The 18,654-nt window shown below is 71.9% G+C and carries 14 protein-coding genes; 2 read left to right on the top strand and 12 right to left on the bottom strand.

All coding sequences use genetic code 11. The annotated features are described in order from the left end of the window. Positions 1-37: 37 nt before the first annotated feature. Entirely contained in the window at positions 38-958 is a 921-nt protein-coding gene (locus ACH4SP_RS04855; RefSeq protein WP_398409250.1) for an LLM class flavin-dependent oxidoreductase, read from the bottom strand. Between the two features lie 120 nt (positions 959-1,078). Here ACH4SP_RS04855 and ACH4SP_RS04850 point away from each other — a divergent pair, with 120 nt between their 5' ends. Continuing rightward, entirely contained in the window at positions 1,079-1,498 is a 420-nt protein-coding gene (locus tag ACH4SP_RS04850) for a MerR family transcriptional regulator (protein ID WP_398409247.1), read from the top strand. 196 nt (positions 1,499-1,694) lie between these two features. Here ACH4SP_RS04850 and ACH4SP_RS04845 read toward each other — a convergent pair whose 3' ends face one another. From ACH4SP_RS04845 to ACH4SP_RS04820, 6 genes are all read right to left on the bottom strand, one after another. Beyond that, positions 1,695-2,297 carry a hypothetical protein gene (locus ACH4SP_RS04845; protein WP_398409245.1) on the bottom strand — a complete coding sequence of 201 codons (603 nt, stop codon included), beginning with the start codon at positions 2,295-2,297 and terminating at the stop codon, positions 1,695-1,697. Between the two features lie 608 nt (positions 2,298-2,905). Then, entirely contained in the window at positions 2,906-3,247 is a 342-nt protein-coding gene (locus ACH4SP_RS04840) for a hypothetical protein (protein ID WP_398409242.1), read from the bottom strand. Between the two features lie 16 nt (positions 3,248-3,263). Next, positions 3,264-4,631 carry a hypothetical protein gene (locus ACH4SP_RS04835; RefSeq protein ID WP_398409240.1) on the bottom strand — a complete coding sequence of 456 codons (1,368 nt, stop codon included), beginning with the start codon at positions 4,629-4,631 and terminating at the stop codon, positions 3,264-3,266. After that, positions 4,628-6,454 (bottom strand): peroxidase family protein, encoded by a 1,827-nt coding sequence (locus ACH4SP_RS04830; RefSeq protein WP_398409238.1) that lies wholly within the window; start codon positions 6,452-6,454, stop codon positions 4,628-4,630. Before ACH4SP_RS04830 ends, ACH4SP_RS04835 begins: the two co-directional genes overlap by 4 nt. 213 nt (positions 6,455-6,667) lie before the next feature. Then, a complete protein-coding gene (locus ACH4SP_RS04825; RefSeq protein WP_398409237.1) occupies positions 6,668-7,609 on the bottom strand; it encodes an acyl-CoA desaturase in 942 nt (313 codons plus the stop codon). Continuing rightward, positions 7,606-8,664 carry a fatty acid desaturase family protein gene (locus tag ACH4SP_RS04820; protein WP_398409235.1) on the bottom strand — a complete coding sequence of 353 codons (1,059 nt, stop codon included), beginning with the start codon at positions 8,662-8,664 and terminating at the stop codon, positions 7,606-7,608. The genes ACH4SP_RS04825 and ACH4SP_RS04820 overlap by 4 nt, the downstream gene beginning before the upstream one ends. 52 nt (positions 8,665-8,716) lie before the next feature. Here ACH4SP_RS04820 and ACH4SP_RS04815 point away from each other — a divergent pair, with 52 nt between their 5' ends. After that, positions 8,717-9,514, top strand: coding sequence for a universal stress protein (locus tag ACH4SP_RS04815; protein ID WP_398409233.1), 798 nt, complete (start codon positions 8,717-8,719; stop codon positions 9,512-9,514). Between the two features lie 62 nt (positions 9,515-9,576). Here the strand turns inward: ACH4SP_RS04815 and ACH4SP_RS04810 are convergent, their stop codons facing one another. The 5 genes from ACH4SP_RS04810 to ACH4SP_RS04790 all read right to left on the bottom strand — a co-directional run bounded on the left by ACH4SP_RS04810 (position 9,577) and on the right by ACH4SP_RS04790 (position 18,508). Then, positions 9,577-10,374, bottom strand: a complete 798-nt coding sequence (locus tag ACH4SP_RS04810; RefSeq protein WP_398409231.1) for a DUF4389 domain-containing protein — start codon at positions 10,372-10,374, stop codon at positions 9,577-9,579. Between the two features lie 188 nt (positions 10,375-10,562). After that, entirely contained in the window at positions 10,563-10,823 is a 261-nt protein-coding gene (locus tag ACH4SP_RS04805) for a hypothetical protein (protein ID WP_398409228.1), read from the bottom strand. Positions 10,824-10,834: 11 nt separating this feature from the next. Further along, positions 10,835-11,110, bottom strand: coding sequence for a hypothetical protein (locus ACH4SP_RS04800; protein WP_398409226.1), 276 nt, complete (start codon positions 11,108-11,110; stop codon positions 10,835-10,837). A 74-nt stretch (positions 11,111-11,184) separates the two neighbouring features. Further along, entirely contained in the window at positions 11,185-13,011 is a 1,827-nt protein-coding gene (locus tag ACH4SP_RS04795) for a hypothetical protein (RefSeq protein ID WP_398409223.1), read from the bottom strand. Continuing rightward, positions 13,004-18,508, bottom strand: a complete 5,505-nt coding sequence (locus ACH4SP_RS04790; RefSeq protein WP_398409221.1) for a hypothetical protein — start codon at positions 18,506-18,508, stop codon at positions 13,004-13,006. The genes ACH4SP_RS04795 and ACH4SP_RS04790 overlap by 8 nt, the downstream gene beginning before the upstream one ends. Positions 18,509-18,654: the final 146 nt, after the last annotated feature.

The following is an 18,654-nucleotide window of genomic DNA, read 5'->3' as shown; positions in this document are numbered from 1 at the left end:
CGGTCCCGTGTCAGCCGGTGCGGCATCGAGATCAGCCTCAGCCGAGCAGTAGCTCCCGGGAACGAGCGAGCAGGTCGTACTGCCGACGCAGGTTGTTGCCCGACAGGTTGATCACGAATGTCTGTGCGCCCGCGCGACGGTACTGGTCAAGTCGTTCGGCCAGCTTCTCGGGAGGTCCGCTGACCACCAGGCGGGTAGCCTGCCACTCGGACAGCCCCTGTTCGCCGGTCAGCGAGCGCAGAAAGCGAACCAGGCGTGGGTGACTCCGGCGGTTCTCCTCGGGATCGGTACTCAGCGCGGCGAACACCGTGGTGCCGACCTCCGGTGTCCGCGTGCCCGCCTCGGCTGCCATCGCCGTCAGTTTGGCGGCCCGCTCCCCCAGTTGCGCGGGGTCGAGCAACGAGGCGAGCCATCCGACGCCGTGATCGAGGACGCGTCGCAACGCACGGTCAGACATGCCACCCACCCACACCGGTGGCGCGGGAACAGCGGGCTCAAGCGTCATCACCGGCTCACCCGGCACCGTCAGCAAGTACGTCGGCCGGCCCGCGAACAGATCGGGCAACGCCCGCAGCATCACATCGGTCCGGCTGCCCCGCCCGGCGAACGCGACCCCGCCGACCGGCCAGTCCTGCGGGTGGATGCCCGCGCCGACCCCCAGGACCACACGGTTGCCGGACAGGTACTGCAACGACGACAGCTGCTTTGCCGCCCAGGCCTGCTGCCGCAGCGCCAGCAGCATGACCCCGAAGCCGATCCGTACCCGCTCGGTGACCGCGGCGGCCGCGCTGAGCGCGACCACGCTCTCCACGAACGGGACACGCGCGCACAGATGGTCACCCGCCCACACCATGTCCAGGCCGACCTGCTCGATGTGCCGGGCCAACGAGGGGATCTCTCTCATTCCCCCATCGCCACGCTCGAAGGTCGGAAGACAGACACCAAGATTCACCGGCATGGCGGTCCTTTCCCCTGGGGGCGGCCGCACTTTCCAGCGCCCTGCGTGGGCGCGGCGGCCTGAGACGGTTCGGTGAGGCCGACCTTGCACGCTCAACCGGGGTTGAGTTCAACTGGCCCGATGGACGATCTGGCTTCGATCAGGCGCGTTGCCGACCACTTCCATCTGCCCGTCTCGACGCTCCACTACTGGGAGCGCCGCGGACTCGTCTCGCCCCACCGACGCTTCGGCCATCGCTACTACAACACCGATCAGATCTACCGGATCGCGCTGATCCGTCTGTGGCGGACCACCGGACAGATGTCCCTCAACGAGATCGCCGCGGTCCTTGCCGAGCCCGCGGACACTCCCGACTGGCGCGACACCGTCACCGCTCGAATCGCCGCCATCGACGCTCAGCTGACGCAGCTGGACAGCGCCCGCAACTACCTGCGCGACCTGCTCTCATGCCCCCACGACGCTGCGCTCGAACACTGCGAGGGCTTCCGCGCCCAGATCGCTCTTCCAGCTAATGAACACCCAGCAAATGAACACCAGTGACGCACCGCATTCGGACAACACCAACACCGCCCCCGCCGACCCAGCCACCTGCGGCATCGTCCAGGCCCGCCGCCCACTGTTGCCCCGTCGAGGGACGACCGTCCGTCCGTCCGGCCTTCACGGCCATGCCGGCGCGTCCGGTCCGGTCAGCAGGGCTGGGCGTCCGTGGCAGAGGCCTCCACCGGCGTCGTCCCGTTCAGTGCGAGGTCGTCGAAGGCAGCAGGTGGGTGAGCAGTTCGGGAAGCTCCGGCAGTCCGGGGGCGCAACTGTCGTGCACACCGACGAAGTTGATCGTATCGGCGCGGTCGCTTTCCCTGAGGCTGCTTCGGATCCTCCAGTCCCCCTTCTTGAGCGAGACCAGGACGAGCTGTCCGCGTTCGGTGCGGCTCTCGCGCTGCCATCCGCGCTTCTCCAGCTCCGCCACGGCGGCCGCGTACGGACCGGCGCCGGTCGTTCCCTTGCCCGCCGGGGCGTCGGGGAAGCCGGTCCACTGCGTTGTGCACGGGGCCAGCCGTTTGCCCGAGGGGGCGGTGGCGGCGGGGTCCACCGACGGAGACAGCCCCGTGAGCTTCGCTTGCGCGGTGGCTTCCTCGACCTCGCGGTCCACCGCGTCGCGGCCGGGGGCGAGCGGCTCCGACGTCTCCACGTGCGTACGGGAAGGGGACGAGGAGGGGGCGGAGTTCCCTCTTTCGGACTCCCCGCCGCCGCATCCCGTCAGGGCCGTCAGGGCCGTCAGGGCTGCCAATGCGACGACCGCCGGCATCCTGCCGGCCGCCTTCTCCGCCGTTCTCCCCCGCACAGACGTTCCGCTCCTTTGATCTCGCGCACGCGGATACCCACGTGTGAGCCGCGATTTTCGCACGAGCGCCCCAGGACCGACCGGACAGGGCCGCGGTGTTCCGACTTCACGCTTGGGGCGAGGAAATGACGTCCCTTGCCACCGAATTCGTGGACGGATTCGAGTCCGGGGCCTGCGTCCATGGATGTCAGACGGAGGCGACCGTGGCACCGGACTCCCCGAGCAGCCGCACGATGCCGTAGTCGTGCCGGAGCCCCGTCTTCAGGAGCGGCCCGGGACGGGCGCGCTCTGAAAGTTGTGCGTGTCGGCGTCCGTCAGTTCAGCACTCGTTGCTGGGGTCCACGGAGCCGCCGTCGCCTTCGGTACTGGTTCGGAACCTCGCCCGCGCTCCTGTTCATGCGCTTGGCGTCCCCCTACGGGTGGGACCACGGGCGGGATGCTTTGGCCGAATCAGGGAAGGCGGTGACATTGCCGGATGCTGAACACGGAGTGCCGGATGCACGGTCGGGCCGACGGGCTGGGGCGGAGTGACGAACCGTCCTCCCGCCGCCCGGGAACCGGGCGATCCGCACGTCGTGCTGCTGGGTTCTCGCTCTACGAAGTCGGTGTCATGCTGCCCAGCGGCGAGAGGGCGCGCCGCGCCGGTGGACCAGCACGACCGGTACCAGGGCCGCTGCCAGCAGCCCCGCGGCCCCTCTCAGCGCTGCGCGTCGGCGTGGTCGAATCGCGCTCAGGGCAGCAAGTCGGCGTGCAGCCTCGTGGAGGTCGGAAGCGGCTTGCCGGGAGCGGGCGGCCTGGGTGCGCAACTGCGCCTGCAGGCCCTCCGCGTCCGGGTCTCCGGGCGCTGTCGCAGCGGCGATCCGGTCCAGTTCCGTCGCTGCGGCATGGAGGCGTTCGGCGTCGGAGCGCAGGACGTTCGTACGGTCGTGCAGCGAACGGTGCGGGTGCACAGCGGTCTCCGTCCGGTCAGCGGTCGTAGAGGCGGAAGACGTACGTGGCGGTGACGGGCCCGCGGTACGGGGCCAGGACGGCATCGATACGGTCGCGCGCCTCGGGGACCTGGTGGTCGAGGTTCTCGGCGTAGCGCTCGGCGGCGTGGCACAGCGGGAAGGCGTGGCTGGTGTCGAGCCAGGTGATCTCCTGCCAGCCGTCCGGGAGTTGGTAGGGGGACACGGCACTGCGGCCGTCGAGGGCGGGCACGATGTCGTGCTCGTTGACCAGGCTGATGACCCGGGTGCGGGGGTCGGCGGGCTTCTTGTAGTCGATGGGTGAGCCGACGGCGACGACGTGGGTCACCTCGTAGGTGTCGGTGAACTCGGGGAGCGAGGCGAGGTTCATGGCGGCTGCGCCGCCCTGGCTGTGTCCGACGATCGCCAGCCTCGCTCCGGCGGGCACGCACGCGGCGACGGCCTTGCGGGCCGCGCGGGTGTAGGGGGTGTCGGTGCGTCCGACGTTGGTGAAGCCGCCCACGAGGTCCATGGGGCTGTCGTTGCGGGGAGCGCCGCCGCCCATGCCGGACATCTGGAGGACGTAACGGCCGGATCCGTCGGGCGCGGTGACGGCGTGGACCATGACGCGGCCGACGTTGCCGAGGGCGGCGATGTTGCGCACCCACTGGGTGATGCCCCCGCCTGCTCCCAGCCGGGGGTGCAGGTCGTCGTCCGGGGGGAGGAGTTCGGCTCGGCCCGCCCCGCGGTCCCAGAATGCCCAGAAGCTGATGGGGATACCCAACAGCGGTTCCGCGTCCGGGACTTCACCGGTGGCGATCGCCCAGGCGCTGCGGTCGTTGAAGGGGTTCTCGTCGATCAGCGCGTTCCAGGCGAGCAGGTCGGCGAAGACGGGTGCGACGGAGGACAGGGAGTGGGCGGTGCCGTCCGCGGCGGACATCCGCCGGAAGATCTTCACGGCTTCGGCCTGCTGGTCGCCTTCGATCGCGTCGACGAGGCGGGCGAGTTCGCCGTGCTGGAGCTCCGGGTGGCGCAGTGCGGCAGCCCGTACGCGCAGCCGCAGGCCCATGACGGCGAGGTCGCGTGCGAGGCCGGTTCGGTTGAGGAGGAGACCGGCGTACTCGGCCGCCGTACCGCGGCGGCCGCCGGCGAAGCCGTGCCCGAGCCCGGTTCGGTGGGTGAGTGCGTGCAGCAGTGCGCGTACGGCCGCGATTCCGTTGCGCGGGTGGCACAGCACAGCGGTGAGGAGTTCCGTGGAACACAGTGCCGCGGTGGCGTTCCTGCCCGCTCGCCGGGTGTCGGCCGCGGCGGTGGCGAGCAGGCGGGACACGGCGTGCAGCTCCTCGGTGCCCGGGCCGGGGTGCTGGGCGCGCGGGGGTGCGTTCACCGGGGGGTCCGCCAGGTGTGGAAGGGATTGCGGGTGCCTTCGAGTCCGGCGGCGAGTTCGGGGTGGTGGCGCAGGAGAAGCTGGTGCATGCCGGTGCGTTCGATCCACTCCATGCCCTCGGGGGTGTAGACCTCGGGCCGGTAGTCGTCGGTGAAGAAGCGGTCACTGGTCATGCGGCGCACCGCCATGAGGACGAAGATGCGGTACGCGGTCTCGCTGAAGCCGAATCCGGGTTTGCGCGGTTCGGCGAGCATGCCGACCATGGCGTCGACCTGGTCGAGGTCGCCTTCGTAGACCTCACGGATCTGCTGTGCCCACTGGGGGTTGTTGCTGAGCTGGGAGAAGTCGGTGAGGCGGGGCTTGCGGACCTGGGCGCGGAAGTCGTTGTAGCGCGGAATGCCGCGTTCCCTGCCGCGCAGGATGTCCAGGGTGCCGACGTCGAGCGTCTCGCCGTCCAGGCGGGTGAGTCGGGACAGGGCGCGGGGGTGGTTGTACAGGGAGTTGTCGCCGCAGGGCATGGTGCCGAAGGAGTACGTGAGGTCGGTGAGCCCGTACTGGTCGACCGCTGTGCGTGTCCTGAGTCCCTGGAGGGTGTCGAAGTCGACGGTGTCGATGGGACGGCCGTCCTGGTGGGCGCGCAGAGGGTACGAGTCGCGCAGCATGGGGTGCAGGCGGTAGCAGTAGGCGAATTCCTCGGTGAGGGAGAACGGCACGCCCTCGTGGTCGATGGTCGAGCCGAGGGCTCCGGTCAGTTCCACGCTGCGGGACAGGAAGCCGCCGTGGCGGGCCCGGGAGGCGAGCCAGCGGGGCAGGCCACCCCGGCCGACGACCGAGGAGGCGAGGTGCTGGGCCGGGCAGTCGATGATTCCCGGGGTCCATTCCAGCAGGTGGATACGGGCCATCACGGCCGTGTTGACGAGACGGGCGGTGTGGAAGAGCCGTTCGTCGTCCCAGGTCGGGTAGGACGCCTTGAGGCGGTCGCAGATGCTGTTGTGCTCCTTGGCGAACAGGGTGTGCAGCAGCGACAGGCCGAGCCAGTAGTTGTCGTTGAAGCCGGTGCTGTCGATGCCTGCCATGCCCGGGTCGCTCTCGTCGGGCAGCCGTCCTTCGGTCATGGCGAGCCTGCCGCCCTCGCCGGTCCGCAGTTGGCGGCAGCGCGCTTCGTCGGCGCCGTAGATCTGGGAGCCGTCCCACCAGTGGCTGATGTGGTTGGCGAAGCCGGGTCTCGATCCGGCCTCCGTCGAGGGGCGGGGGTCCTTCGGAGTGCGGCGCACCCGCATCGGGCAGGACGGCCACGGGTCGTCGTCGGCGAGGTCGACCTCGATCGGGTCGTCCCTGACGGCGTCGCCGTGGCTGACCCAGCCGTGCACCTGGAACTGCAGCCAGGCCGCCGCGAGCATGTTCAGCCGGTCGCTGGGCCGGAAGGTGTCCCGGGTGAGCAGCAGCCGGCTGACGTCGCGAGGGCTGGGAGTCAGGAGCTGGGGCATGGTCTCGGGGGCGCCCGCGTCCGGCGGCATGTTGCGGCCGAAGCGGGTTCCGGAGCGGCCCATCTCGGTGTCGTGCGGGTCGTATCCCGACCCGTCGTAGCTGCGGTACGGGGCGAGACTGCCGGGTGCCCGCCCGGCGCGCTCGGCGGGGGTGTAGGCGTCGAAGAGGTTGTGCCGGACCATCTGGGTGCGCAGGTGGGTGACTTCCGCGAGCCCGAGGAAGCGCGTCCTGTCGTACCAGGCACGGTGCTGCTTGGCGTGCGGTCCGCCGCGGGGAGGCGTCTGGGAGGCACGGCGGGCGGAAGGTTCGCGGGGCGGGGCACTCACAGGGCTCACTCCAAGATGCTGGGGCACAGTGCGGTCGGCCGGCCACGGCGGGGCAAGGGCCCGGCTCGCGGCGCCGCCCGCGCGCCGGTGACCGAGATCGGCCCGGTACCTGGGCGAACTCCGCAGGCCGTACGCCGGCAGCGACGGTGGGCTTCTCCAGGTAACCCACAGCCACTGCCGCGTCGCACGCGCACTGACCCGAACGAGTGGGGCCGGGAGCAGTCAGTCGAGGCGGCGGGCAGCGATCCGTTCGGCAGTGGGCCAGCGGACGTCGCGGACCAGGCCCGTCCGCTCCAGCAGCCTGATGAGCCGGGCGGTCGGGTCGAGCTGGCCGGGCAGTACGCCGTGCCGGGCGCTGGTCGGGTCGGCGTGGTGGTAGTTGTGCCAGCCTTCGCCGAGCGTGATCAGGGCGACCCAGGGGACATTGCGCGACCGGTCACGGGTGGCGAACGCGGCGGTGCCGAAGGTGTGCGCGACGGAGTTGACCGACCAGGTCGCATGGTGGACCAGGGCGTACCGCACGAGGGAAGCCCAGAAGAACGCGGTGAGCGCCCCCGTCCACGACCCCGCCCACACTCCCCCGGCCACTGCGGGCAGCGTCCACGACGCGAGTGCGACGAGCGGGTAGCAGCGGCAGAGCAGCCGCAGGTCCGGGTCGTCCAGCACGTCGGGGGCCCAGTGCCGGAAGTCGGAGCGTTCGCGGTTCGACCAGAACCAGCCGACCTGCGCGTGCCAGAGGCCTTTGAGCAGCGCCCGCCCGCTGTCACCGAAGCGCCAGGGCGAATGCGGGTCTCCGGGGCCGTCGGCGTACCGGTGGTGCCTGCGGTGCTCCGCCACCCAGTGGACGACGGACCCCTCCAGGGCGAACCCTCCGGCCAGCGCCAGCACGATCCGCAGCGGTCGGCCCGCCCTGAACGACCTGTGGGTGAACAGCCGGTGGTAGCCCAGAGTGATCCCGCAGATCCCGATGACGTACATCAGAGCGGTCAGCACCAGGTCCCGGTACGTGATGCCCCACCCCCATGCCGCCGGCACCACCGCGACGAGGGCGGCGAGCGGGACGACGATCACGCCCATCAGCAGCGCGGAGCGCTTGGCCGTGCCCACCGGACGCAGCTCGCAGTCCTTCGGGTCCGCGCGGGGGCGGCCGGTCGGCCCGGTCACCGGGTGCGGGCGCGCAGCTGGGCGCCCGCGCCGTGCAGATGCCGCAGCACCTTCACATAGGTTCCCGTCAGCGTCTCGGTGACATAGGGAATGTCACGGCTGTGGCAGAACTCCTCGACCAGCGGGGCCGCTTGCCGCAGGGCCGGGCGGGGCATCGTCGGGAACAGGTGGTGCTCGATCTGGTGGTTGAGGCCGCCGTACAGGAACCCGACGAGCCGCCCGCCTGCGATGTTGCGGGCCGTGACCGCCTGGCGGCGGACGGGATCACGGGCGTCCTCGGGCGTCAGGGCCGGCATGCCCTTGTGGTTGGGGGCGAAGGTGGCACCGAGGTAGAGGCCCCACAAGGCATGGTGGAGGACCGCGAACACGACGGCGTGGCCGAGGGACATCGCAGCCAGCAGCAGTCCGGTGTAGCCGAGTGCGTGCACGAGCAGACCGGCGACTTCGGCACGTCGGGGGATGGTACGGCAGCGCAGGTCCGTACGGCGCAGCGCCCGGATGCTCACGTGGTGGAGGTTGGCGCCCTGGAGCAGGCTCGCGGGAAAGTACAGCCAGGCCTGGTGCCTGGCCAGCACCCTTTTCACCCCCTGCCGCTGGGCTGCGCGTTCGGGGCTCAGGCTCAGGACGACGTCGGCGACGTTGGGGTCGCGGCCGGGGTCGTTGGGGTAGCGGTGGTGCCGGTTGTGTTCGTCCCTCCACCACGCGTAGCTCGTACCGGTCAGCACGTTCCCGAGGAGGAACGCCGTCCAGGCATTGGCCCGGTGGGAAGCGAAAGCCTGCTCGTGCGCCGCGTCATGTCCCAGAAAGCCCGCCTGGGCGGACAGGAAGGCGAGCGCCACGGCACCGCCCAGGGCCCACCAGCTGTCTCCGACCCCCCGCACGATCCACCACAGCACCGCCACTGACGCCACGAGTGCGCCGATCCGCAGGAGGTACCAGCAGGGCCGACGCCGCAGCAGGCCGTGCGACCGCATCTGGGCCAGGAGCAGGGCGTAGTCGTTCTGAGCTGGCCCCGGGCTGGGGTGGGGGCCGGCGGCAGGTTCTGCGGTCGTCAACGGAAGCGCTCCGTCCGAAGGTGCGGGCATCCACCCGGCGGGCGGACCCGTTGTGGGGCACAAAGGGTCCTACCAGGCAGGGAGGGGATGGCACCGTCCGCGCAGGGGGTTCACCCGATCGGCATGCACGTCGGTCGGGCAGGAGTCCGCACCGCTCGCTCCACGAGGAAGCAGCGCCGGGTGGGAAGCAACAACCGCAGCAAGCGGTACGCCGGGGAGCTGGCCGAGGAGCTGGCAGCACCGTCAGCGTCACCAACCGGGTCCACGCCCCGACGACGTCGCAGGGCCGGCGCAGCGGACTGCGCCGTCGTCCCGGCGGAACGACAACATCGCCGTCCGGCGCGAGATCGTCGAGGGTCCCGCACGGTCCGCGCTGCTGAACGCCTCCCTCACCGCGGACCTGCTGGTGGTCGGCGCACGACGCCGCAAGGGACACCCAGGCATGCAGCTCGGCCCCGTCGACCACGGCGTCCTGCACCACGCCGCCTGCCCGGTCGCTCTCGTACCGGGAGGGGAACAGCCGCAGGACGAGCGTCAGGGCGCACACGACGCCCCGTACCGTCCCGTCCTCCTGGGCCTGGATCCGGAACGCCCCTGCGACGAGCTGCTGGAGTACGCCTTCGACGCGGCCGGCGACCCGCCGGACGTCCCTCCACGTGGTGCACTCCTGGGTGCTTCCCCTGGTGCCCTCCGCGGCCACGGTGGACCCGGTGCAGGAGGAGATGCGCAGGCTCTCGGCGGTGCTCGGTTCCTGGGAGCACAAGTTCCCCGGCACCCAGGTCGTGCCGCGGGTGGTCCACGGCCGGGCCGGACACCACCTGCTGGAGGCGTCGCGCGGAACGTACCGTGACCGCTGCCGCGGACCGCGCCGCGGAACGGCAGGGCAGCCTCAAGGTGTCCACCGCGGTGGTGTCAGGGTGTGGCCGTGGGGACGTTGGCGGTTGCGTCGCTGTTGTCGGCCCCGTAGGCGGTGGTGGCGTTGACGGTCTGGCCGGCCGCACCGAGCAGCAGGAACAGCACGACGAGAACCTTCGCCGCGGTGTCGAGGAGCAGAGGACGTGTGCCGGACGGGGCTGCTTCCTTGGTGGGGGTGGGGGCATCGCCGAACAGTCGCTTGGGGTAGGCCGGGGTGAGCAGCGACGTGTAGGCGTTCAGCCGCAGCGTGTACCGGGCGACAGCAGCCGTTGCGGCGTACAGCGGGGCGGGCAGACGTCCCAGGACGAGGGTGATGAGCCAGAAGACCCAGCCGAGGGCGAGCCAGCCGCTCTGGAGGAGACTGCCGACAATCGCCACGGGGATCATCAGGATCAGCCGGAAGAGCACCGCGAGACGGTTCAGCGGGGTAGGACGTACCTCGATCTGCACCGGGTACTCGGGGGCCGCGAACGAGAACGGCGGGTAGTGGTCGACAAGGAGCGCCGCACTCGCGTGGACCCGGGTCGTATAGGCGAGTACGGAACCGAGGAACTGGAAGATTCCGTCGGGCAGCCGCCCGGTGAACAAGGCGGCGAACCAGCCCACGATCGTGACGAAGAACGCCGCGATGCCCAGCGCCCAGACCACGACGAACTGGGGAATCAGCAGCAGCCAGCGCAGCAGCACGGTCCAGCGCCTCTGCTGCCCCGGAGCGGGAACGTCCAGGACCGGCAGCCACTCACCGCCGTCGTCGTCGGAGCCGGTTACGGGTCGCTGGTTCCACTGTGTCGTCATGAGCACTCCCGAACGAGGTACGGCTGACCCGCCCGTGCTGCTTCCTTTCCTTCCAGCCGTGTCCGCGCGGCCGAAGAACCCAGGGGGAGGAAGCGGTGGGCGGAGGCTGAATGAGAGGGAGGGGAGGCCTCCTTTCGAGGCCGTCGCTGTCCGGTTCCCCTCGCCGAGGGGGCCGGCGTTCGACGTCGCTACTTGCGGACGAGCGAAGGCCCGTGTCCCGATACCTCGATTCGGTACTCCGCCATCACCTGGGTGAGCCGGTCGGCAAGGTCTGCTCCGGCGTCCTGGCCCGTCGTGGCGGTGCCCGGTGCGCCCGGGTCCGGGAGGTCGACCTCGGCGACGGCCTGCTCGGGCTGGCTCAGCAGGGCCTGCCTACCGGTGTCCGCAGCCGCCGGAATGCCGGCCGAGGTGATGGTGCCGTCCTTGTCGTACAGCACGAAAGCACGCATGCCGGTTCTCCTCAGACTGTCTGTGCGACGAAGATGCCGTAGTTCGCCGTTGTCGAGCCGACGTTCCTGACGACGACGTTGATGGTGCGCACCCCCGAGGCGCTGACCCACTCGCCCACGTGCGTGACCTCCAGCCGGCGTTCCGTCCCCGGCAGCGCGAGCGGATGGGCGACGAACCAGCGGACCTGGCCGTAGTTCTGGTCGGCCTGGATCCACGAGTGTTCCTGGCCGGGAGCGAGCCCGAGGCCGGTGGCCCAGAGGCCGGTGTCGACTTTCGCGACGGTCATGACGCGCCCCTCACTCTCGCGGCGCCGCAGGCTTGCACGGCATGGGGGCACCGTCCTGCCGTGGAGGACGCCTGTCAATTGCCACGACCCCCTGCGCTCGTCAGCAGGTCGAAGGCGAGACCGCTGGAGCGCTCGCCGTGGCCGGTGCTGCGGTGGGCCGAGAGCCAGACGACGACGCGGCCGTCCCGCCACCTGGTCCGGTTGAAGGCGACGGTGACCCGGGTGCCGGTGCGCGCGACCTCCTCCTCGTTGATGAAGTACGGGCGTCCCGCGTCCAGGCCCTCGCGCACCAGGGCCGTGCGCGGCCGGACCGGGGTGCCGTCCACCTCGCTGGGCATCGAGGCGCGCTGGAGCTGCACGCTGCGGCTGTCGCCCGGTACGTGTACAGGGATGAAGGGGATCCAGTTCTCGGGGACCGGGCTCGCGATCCGGTAGGCGACGTCGGCGCGCGGGTCGTCGGCCGGGGACGGCGGGTGGAGCCTGCGCCGCTGGGCGAGGTGCTCGGCGGCGGCCTCGTCGCCGTTGCGCCCGCCGCCGTTGGCCAGTTGGACGGTCTGCTCGATGGCCCAGACGAGGTTGGCGTTCTCGTCCCGTACGAGCGCCACGTCCTCCAGCGGGGGGCCGGTGGCGACCTTCGGGGTGCCGGGCGGCAGGAGCAGGCCGGACTTGCCATCGGTGCCGAGGGTGAACATCGACCAGTGTTGCCAGTCCTGTTGCTCGCCGGTGCCCGCAGGGGTGATCCACCGGCGCTGCCCGAAGACGTCGGTGACCGCGAGCCCTTGAACGGTGGCGAGCGTCCCCGCGGGCACGTCGCAGGGGAGCTGGTACCAGTCGTTGCTGAAGACGAGTGCGAACTCCAGGAAGATGAGCCGGGCCAGGTCGGTGCTGTCGGGGGTGACGGCGGCGAAGTTGGTGTTTCCGTCCTCCACCGCCCACCAGCGCGGCAGGGGCATCCCGGCGAAGGTGACCGGGGAGGGGAAGACGGTGCGTCCTACGGGGGTGGGGGTCGGGTCCGCTCCGCCGAGGGAGCCGCCGGGGGTGGTGGAGAAGGCGTACCAGTCGAGGGAGCCGCCTGGGTACTCGGCGGCGGTGAGGACCTGCTCCCCGCCCTCGGGGGCGGGTGCGGAGACCGCGAAGGAGTGTTCCAGGCGCCTGGCGTTCCAGGTGGTGTCGCCGTCGGGGCGTTCCGGGGACACCCCGGTCGGGTGGTCGATCAACTGGTCGAACCAGACGGTCAGTCGGGGTGCGAGCGCATCGAGGGTCGCCCGGTGCGGGCGCGGCAGGTCGATGCCGTCCGACGGCAGTCCGCCCTCCGCCGTGAGGTGCTGGAGGAGGAGGTGGCCGTCCATGCTCCGGCCGGCGAGCGCCTGCATCGTGGCCCAGACCTCCGGGTGCGCGACCAGCGCGCTGTCCGCCTCGTCCGTGGGGTCGGGCAGGGCGACGGGGTAGCGCGCGATGAACTGCTCGGGCACGTCGTGCGCACGGAACACCGGCACGTCGGAGACCAGTTTCAGCCAGCGGCGGCCGAGCGCGAGGCGCAGGTCGAAGGAGATCAGCTCGGCGCCGAGGGCGAAGGGCAGTGGCCGACGTTCGGCGACCGTCTCCAGCGGCCGGTCGGCGGGCAGCGGTTCGGGCGGCCCGCCCTCGGGGCGGAACCGGCTCGGCGTGCTGGTGGTCACGGCGTACCTGGCGGTCACGGGCGAGCCCGCGTCTGTGCCCTGGAACTCGCCCAGCTGCCACTGCCGGGTCAGCAGCCAGAGCGCGTCCCGTACCTCCGCGCGCAGCGCCCGGTCGAAGTCGGTGGTGCGCGGCCTGCCTTCGAGCCGGTTCCACACGCCGACGGCCGGGTGCGCGCGGCCTTGGAGCGCTCCGGCGAGGTCCACGATGCGTGGCTCAGTCATGGTCGGCCTTCCAGCGCGCGTTGGCGGTCGCGAGATCGGTGCTGATGGTGATCGGCTCGGTGGTCGCCGACATGAGGGTGGCGGGCAGCAGGTGCGCGTACGGGCTGTCCTCCAGATGTACGGGCTCCACGGCGCGGGTCCTGGCCATCGCGAAGGTCTCATGGATCGCGGCCACCAGATCGGAGGTGTCCCAGGCGCCGGTGCGTACGGGCGGTACGACCAGCAGCATCGCCTGGGGCGGTTCGGAGTCGGGGCGGTCCACGTCGGCGGTGATCCCGGTGGTCTCCCGCTCGGCGGGGATCACCTCGGTCCACTCGTCGAGCAGCAGTCCGCAGTGCGGCTCGTCCTCGTCCGCACCGTCGGCGTAGTGCGCGGTGAACAGCAGCCGGTCCTCGGTGAACGCGGCCCCGGTGGCTCCGGTGGCTCCGTCGGCGAACTCCATGCCGAGCCAGTGGTCGTTCGGGCGATACGGGAGTTGTACGGGTTCCAGCGCGGGCTCCGCGTCGTCGTCGCGGCTGCCCAGGTTGCCGCGCAGCGCGGAGCCGAGCAGCACCGCGCGCTCCCACAGCCGGGGCATCTCGCGGACCCGGGCGAGCCCGTGGATCCAGTCGTCGAGCGGGAAGTCCCGGTTCACCGGCGCCCGGGTCAGGTGCTCCACGAGCTTGCCGCTGTCCCGGCGCGCCTTGGTCCACTCGGCGGTGAGCGCTGCGGGCGGCTCGAACTCGGGGACGACGAGGGTTTCGGGGCCGAGCATCGCCCTGAGTGCCTCGGTGCCCGCCGCGACCCGGTCGGGCCCGGTCACCGCCTGGTCGTACTCGGTGAGCGCGGCGTTGGCGGCCGTCAGCCGGACGGCGATGTCGGTGCGCAACGCCCTTGCCCTGCCCAGGAGTTCACGGCCGAAGGCGACGGCCCGGTCCTCGATGGGTGTCAGGTCGAGCCCGGCGGGGTCGATGTCGGTGAGGGGCAGCAGCCCGGAGACCTCGGCGAGCAGTCCACTGAGGGTGTTCTTGGTCGTACGTGACTGTTGGTTCAGGGCTTGGAGGCGGTTGCGGAAGGCGGTGCGGCGGTTGCCGACAGTGTTGCGGAATTGGGCGGGGCGGCCGGGGAGAGAAGTGGTCGGGCGGGTGGTGAGGAGGCGCTCGGCCTGCTGGAGCACGCGGAAGCGTTCACTGTCGGGGGTGACGGGCGGCAGCGCGTCGTACTGGGCGAGCAACGCGTCGGCCTCGGCCAGTGCCCGTGCCATGCGCGCCGCGGTGGTGGCGACGGCGGCGAGCACCTCGGCGTACGCGCTCCTGCGCCACTGGACGAGTTCGCCCCAGCCGCTGCGTACCATCCCGAACCCGGCCGCGGTGGTGGCGAGTTGGGCGTACCGGGTGAGGAATCCGTCGAGGGCGGCGAGCACTGCGGCTCGCGACGACGCCGTGGGCGGGTCCGGGTAGAGGGGTGCGAGGTCGTGGACGAAGTCGGCGGCCTCCTCGTCGAGTTCGGTGAGGGAGTCGCGTACGGCGGCGGGGCGTGCGCGGGACAGGGACACCGCGTCGTCGGCGCTGCGGTCGACGGTCGCGGTGCCCGCGGCGGGCACCAGGTCGCTGGTGCGCAGGGGGCGGGAGGTGGTCAGCAGGGTGCGCAACGCGCCGATGAGCGGCGAGAGTTCGAAGAAGGTGACCTTGCCGGGGACCCGTACGGTGTGACGGATCGTCAGGACCGTGTCCGGGCGCGGGTGTTCCCGGTCGACCACCGCGCCGATGATCCGGTCCTCCAGGTCGGTCATCGCCTCCGCGCCCGCCGAACGGACCGTCCACAGCAGGTCGATCGGGTCGAGGCCGAGGTCGTCGAGGGCGATGTCACGGCTTCGGCCCTGGGCGCTCACCGGGTCGGTCCAGGTGACGTGCGCGACGGTGTCGTCGGCGTCGGGCAGCAGTGACTCCAGCCAGTCGTTGACGGCGGGTTCGGCCTGTGCCCTGGGAGTGGCGCGACTGCCTGGGCGCAGGCCGGGACGGAGCCTCAGGCCGAAGCGGTGGGTGAGAGTGGTGCCGCTGCGCGGGGTCTCGACCACGGTGGGCTGGGGCGGGAAGCCCGCCTTCGCGTAGGCGTCGAGGGTCGCGGAGGCGCGCTCGGTGTTCCCGGCCAGCGCCTGGTGGGCGCTCTCCGCCACGGCAAGGTCGGCGAGTGCGTCGTGCACGTCGAGGAGTGCGCGGACCTCGGCGGTGAGGGCGGCGGCCTGGCCCGGGTCCGCGGGCGGCAGCACGCCTTCCAGTCCGAACGGGTAGGTGTCCGGCACTCCGGTACGGGTCACGTGCCGGGCCAGGGCGAGGCCGTCCACGACGTTGCGCGCCTCGACCTGCTCGATCGGGACGGGCCTGTCGGGGTCGGGCGCCGTCTGCGGGATCTTCCCGGCGCGCAGCGGGAAGCGTTCACGCAGTGCGGTGATGAAGCGGTCGATCTCCGCTTCTTCGTGCCGGTCGTGCAGGCCGCGCTCCAGCCGGTAGCCGAGCAGCGCGCCCAGCGGCTGGCCCTGCCGCAGCCCGTCGAGCAGGCCGAGCGCGATCCGCACCCGTGCCGAGCTGAGGTCCACGGCGAAGGTGTCGGGGTTGTCGCGGGCGGCGTTGGCCGTGTACCCGGCGCGCAGGACGGCGGCGGTCCTGGCGTGGCCCGGCGAGGGGGCGTGGATGAAGCCCGCGTTCTGGGGGTCGTGCAGGAGTGGGGCGCCGTCGGCGAAGATCTCCGCGAGCTTGCCGGTGAGGGTGACCGGGGTGAGTGGGGCCGAGCTGGGCCGGACGTCCTCCAGCCAGCCGTACGAGCCGAGATGCAGTCCGGGGCGAGCCGCCGTGCCGCCGTCCGTGCCGAACCGCAGTTCCTCCAGGCGTGCGGTGGCCAGGCCGAGGCGCCAGGCGTCGAGCCGGTAGGTGGCGAGGTCGAGGTGTTCGGCGAGCAGTCGTTCCAGCCGGGCCGTGGGGAGGTCGGCGAGGATGCCGAGTGCCTTGATCTGTTCGGCGAGTTCGGCGGTGGCGGGGGTCTTGCCGATCGTGCCCGGGATGAAGTCGACGAGGAGCTGGTCGGGGCTTCCCGTCACGGCGCGCTCCGGCGAGTACAGCCGCCGGAAGCGGCTCTCGCTGGGCAGTGTCTGGCCGGGGTCAGGTATCCGTATGTGCACGAACGGCGGGTCGGCCGCGAGTTCGTCGGGCGTGGCCACCCCGGCGGCGACGGCGAGGTTGCGGGCCGAGTCGGCCCAGCCGAGCAGCACCGCGTGCCGCAGCAGCAGGTGGAGCAGGGCGGCGGGCGGTGCGTCGTCGGTGAAGCCGAGTTCGAGCCGGACCGCGTCGAGGCTGACGGCCGCCTGGTCGGCGAGGTGGCGCAGGTAGTTGCGGCCGTCGGGGGTGTAGGCGCGTACGGGGTCGGTCTCGGAGAGCGGGCGGTCGTCGATCAGGGGCGCGAGCAGTGGCTGCTGGAAGTCGGTGAACAGCTTGCGCAGCAGGTCGGGGTCGTGGTCCGGGCTGCCGTTCGGGTGCCCGAGCCGGGCGAGGAGTGCGCGCAGCGGTCCTGGCATGTTCAGCCGGTCGAGTGCGGGCAGTACGGCGGCGCCCCGGCCGCCGAGGTTCTCGCGGTTGAAGAAGTCCTCGACGCTCTGGGCGTACCGCTGGTGGTACTCGGCGGAGGTGGGGTGCAGCGCGAGGATGTCGAGGAGGAGCTGGTGGGGGTCGTCGGCGCCCTGGGCGCCCTGAGTGTCCAGGCCGCCCTGAGTGTCCAGGGCGCCCTGAGTGTCCTGAGTGTCCTTGCCGAGGTGGGCGACCTTGCCCGCGGCGGCCTGCCAGTCCTGCGCCGCCGCGCTCAACAGCCGGTCGAGGCCGCGCAGATGGACTGCCGATTCGGGCCAGACGAGGCGGGAGTACGCGGTGGTGGGCAGGATGCCGTACGGCTGGCTGCCCACCCGGACGGCCGGAAGGGGGCCCCGCCCGGAGACGTACCGCAGGAAGAAGTCCCGGGTCCTGCGGACGGTCTCGGCGTCCAGTACGGGGTGCATGGCGGTCTGGAGGAAGGAACCCCAAGTGACCGGCCACAGTGCGGTGTTGGCGGCGCGGGCCTCGCGCTGGTCGGTGGTGTCGGCGTGCGGCATTCCGTCGAGGAGGGCGGGCGGGAGGCCGAGGAGTTCGGTGAGGCGTCGGCCGTCGGTCCTGGTGGTCCAGTCAGAGGCCGCGGAGACCGCTGTGGCTGCTGTGGCTGCTGTGGCTGCTGTGGACTCTGTAGTCGCCGTCGGGCGCAGGGCCGACTCGGCTTCGGCTGCATCGCTCTGTCCTGCGGGCAACCGTTCGGTGTTGTTGGTCGGGGTGCCCTGCGGCAGCAGCGCGTAGCCGTCGGGGCCGCGCAGTTGCTGGGTGATCAGGTCGGAGAGCTGCTGTGCGGACTTGACCGGGTCGGTCTCTTTGCGCAGGCCGAACACGAGCAGCCGGTCGAGGCCGCCGCGCGTGCGGTCGTCCAGCGGGACGCGCAGTCCCATGCCGAGGGCGACGGCGCGGTCGAAGTCGGTGAGCCAGCGCAGTTCGTCGGGGATGTGCAGGGCTCCGGTCGCCGGGTCCACGGAGATCTGGTCGACGGCGGTGGGGTCGGGGCTCACGGGCAGCGTGTCGGGCACGGGCGCGCCGGTCGCGGACAGCACCTGCGCTCCGCCGACGTAACCCAGCGCCTGGAAGCGTTCGGGCAGCAGCCGGGCGCGCGCGGCGCGGGTCCAGGACTCGGGTTCCGTGGAGCCGGGCGCGGGCGGCGGCAGCACCAGGAAGGCCACCTGTACGGCGTCGCCCGTGCTGACGGGCGCCCCTTCGACTCCGGCGGGGCGCAGCGCCCTGATGGCGGCGGCCCGGGTGGCGCCGACCGCGGTGAGCAGCACGGAGTCGGCCTGCCGCAGCAGGCGGCGGTCGCCGTGTGCACGCCAGATCGCGGTCCAGTACGCGGTCGTCGGCGGCCGGTCTGAGGCGGCCACCGGCTTGGGGCCGACGACCACGAGCACCGTCGTGCCCGGAGGGACGGCTGCCGGTTCCTCTCCAGGGTTGCCCGGCACCCGCTGCCCCAGCAGCCAGGCGGCCCGTCCGGGGGCGATCCGCCCGGCCAGCTCACGCTCGGCGGCCCGGAGCGCGGCGCTCTCGCGCGCGGCGGCCCAGCGCGCGGTCCAGTACGCGTCGAGCGCGGCGATCTCGGCCGGTGTGGGCCGGGGCTCGAACTTGTCGACCGCCCAGTCGTCGGGGAACACCCGGATCAGCAGCTCGGTCGTCGTGAAACGGGTCTCGATCCGTACGGGGCCGAGGAGGACGGGGAAGTCGTCGCTGAGCGGGGTCTTGGTCGGCGGGGTGGCTAGGGGTGCGGCAGCCGGGGCGGTCGGAGGCGTGACCGGGGGCGTGCCGGGAGTCGTGGCCCCGGGCGTGCCCGAAGGCGTGGCCCCGGGCGTGCCGGGAAGCGTGGCCCCGGGTGTGCCCGAAGACGTAGCCCTGGGCGTACCGGGAGGCATGGTCGGCGGGGCGGCCCCGGGCCTGCCCGAAGGCGTGCCTGCCGAGGTGGCTCGGGGCGTCGACAAGGGCGTCGGCGGCGGGGTGGCCGAGGGCGTACCGAAGGGCGCGGCCCCAGGTGTAACCGAAGGCCTGCTCGGCCGGGCGG

It is taken from the genome of Streptomyces sp. NPDC021093 (assembly GCF_044333135.1).
In the GTDB taxonomy this organism is placed as follows: domain Bacteria; phylum Actinomycetota; class Actinomycetes; order Streptomycetales; family Streptomycetaceae; genus Streptomyces.
The sequence above is the reverse complement of the archived record's forward strand: the minus strand, read 5'-3'. Positions and strand labels throughout refer to the sequence as shown.